Annotated in this window: 1 protein-coding gene; it reads right to left on the bottom strand. The window is 47.4% G+C overall.

All coding sequences use genetic code 11. From position 1 onward, the window contains the following. Positions 1–2,798: ATP-binding protein (locus AC1DUA_RS32545; RefSeq protein ID WP_477503675.1), on the bottom strand; the 2,798-nt coding region annotated here is incomplete at both ends.

Genomic DNA, 2,798 nt, shown 5'->3' with positions numbered 1-2,798 from the left:
GGCAGTAAGCGCGATGATCGGAATTCGCTGCATTGGCTTCAGCTGTCTCAGCTTCTGCGTTGCCTCGTAGCCATCCATTTCCGGCATATGAATATCCATAAGAATAAGCTTCCAGGCTTGCTGTCCCACCCGCTCCAGAACCTCATAGCCATTCTGCGCGATAACCACTTCGTAGCCCAATTGCTGCAGGAGCTGCGTGATCACCAATTGATTGATTTCATTGTCCTCCGCCAYCAGAATGTGCCCCTTGGACTGGAAAAGCGTTCCCTCCGCCATAGACTGCTCCTTACTGCGATCGCACCTCTTGGGATAGGGCTTCTGCCCACTGAGTACCTGCAAAACTTTGCGCAGCGACAACCTGCTTACCGGTTTCACCAGAACAGCATCCGCTTTCAAAACGTCAGGGAGCTCGCACATTTCTTCTCTGCCTTCCAGCGTCGTGAGCGCGATTACATGGGTACTTGAGCGGTCGACCGCATTCAGCACACGCTGCCAAATCGCCTGATGCTGCATGGGATCCATTTGCATATCCAATAGAATATAACGGAAAGCAGACTCGCCTGCTCCTCCCTCTCCTTGTTCCAACGCCGCTAAAAGGTCAGAAACCGCCAGAACCGTCTTCGCCTCAAGCTCAAAGGAGCTCAGCAAATCGGATACATGCTGAGCAGCAATCGGATGATCCTCGGCAACCAGCACCTTCTTGTTTTCTTGAGGCAGAAGATGCTGCCTGTAATGAAGATACATGTCATCCTCTGTCTGCTTATTTCGTCCGAACAAGAGACTGAAGTAGAACCGGCTTCCTGCTCCTAGCGTGGTCTCAACCCTCAACACGCCTCCCATGGACTGCACCAAATGCTGGCAGATAACAAGCCCCAGCCCTGTGCCTCCATATCTCCGGCTAGTCGATGTATCCGCTTGCGAGAAAGGCAGGAATAGCTGTGATAGCTGCTCCTTAGAGATGCCTATCCCCGTGTCCTCCACAGCAAAAGATATAATGACGCCTTCCTCGGCATATTCCTCAAGCTGTACTTGCAGCCGGATGTGACCTTGTTCCGTAAATTTGATGGCATTATTCGATAAATTGATAAGTACTTGCTCTAATCGAAAAGAGTCTCCGCTAACGATATCGGGCAAATCCTCTGACGTATCCAGCAAAATCTCTATTCGCTTATTGCCGAGTGATACGCTCGCTAGATCGGCAACCTTTTGGAGCGATTCTTCCAGGGAGAAGTCCACCTTTTCCAAAATTAATTTCCCCGCTTCAATCTTTGAAAAATCCAGAATATCGTTAATCGTCGCCAGCAGGACACTCGAAGAGGCATCCATTTTACTCAAATAATCCTTCTGCAGTGGTGTTAATTCGGTTCGCTGCAGCAGAAGGGACAGCCCCAGAATACCGTTCAGTGGCGTACGAATTTCGTGACTCATCCTCGCCAGGAATTGACTTTTCGCCCGGTTAGATTCATCTGCTTCCTCGCGTTTCTTGAGATCCGTAATATCATGAACCGTACCGGTAACCCCGATGATTTCCGTTCTTTTCTCATTGAATAGGGGCGATAAAGTGACGTTATAGGCATGCTCGGCACCGTCCGGCAGCAAGAAATTAATAGCGAATTGCTGCGTCTTGCCGTTGATGATCGATTGTGTGAAGAAGCGCTCCCATTTCGTAGGATTGTCCATCTGAATCACATCGGTCAATTGCTTTCCTTTTACCTGATCAGGTGTAAGCTGGTAGGTTTGATACATTTTATAATTGGCCGAGGCAACGCTTCCATCTAGTCGAAATCTGAAAATAAAATCCTCTGAATTTTCTACCAAAGTACGGAACTGCTCGTCTCTGACCCTTGCTCTCATCTGAGCAGCACGATGCTCCGAAACATCCACCGCTGATCCGATGACTTCGCTAACCGCACCAAATTTATAGATAGGCTGCAAGGTTACGAGAATCGCAACGCCTTGGCAGTCATATTCATAGGTAACTCGTTCCCCCGACCACGCATGCTCATAGTATGGCTGCAGAAACTCCGTAAACTTAGTTCCTAATATATTGACTTCATGCGCCTTTTTCCCTATAAACTGACTCGGTCTCRGACCCAGCTGATAAAGTAATTGACCCTCAATCAATATATATACAAAATGGTCCCGGCGCTTATGAAATTTAAACGTATAACCCGCTTGAAAGCGCAGCATATCAATGAGTTCCTGCTCTACCTGGCGGATCTGCAGCTTGTACTCCCTGTTACGAATCAGATAAGCGAGAAAGCAGGCCACAACCACCACACACATCATTTGGTAGGTGAGGTATTTCCAAATAAATTGAAACGGCGTCCGGTAAACGGCCCAGATCATTCCATAATAGAACACATAGAAGAACGTTCCGCCTAATAACCATTTGGACCAATAAGAGCGTAGTTTCGAGAAAATAAAGCCAGTTCCCAGGATGGCAGCAAGTCCAATGAACAGCAGCGGAGTCTGGATATAGCCGTCCATCGTGAAGTGCCATATCCATAAGATAGCGAAGGTAATGAGAATGGATAGGTATCCTCCCAAATAAGCAGCAAGCAGGAAACCTACACCACGAAAATTAAGACCGATCTGACCATCAATTAACGTGCCAAAACTAACCAGAATCACGACCAGGATGCCATGGGTAAGCCCCACATAAACYTTGTAGTACCACGTCGGTTTCTCATCCAATTTCGTCATAATAAAAAATTGCTCAACGAATAAAACAAATACAGTAATAATCGCAAAATTGGTAATCAAATCGCGCAGCAGAATAATCACCAGCCTATACT

This window comes from Paenibacillus sp. 01T422, assembly GCF_056398785.1.
This window is presented reverse-complemented; position numbering and strand designations above follow the sequence as displayed.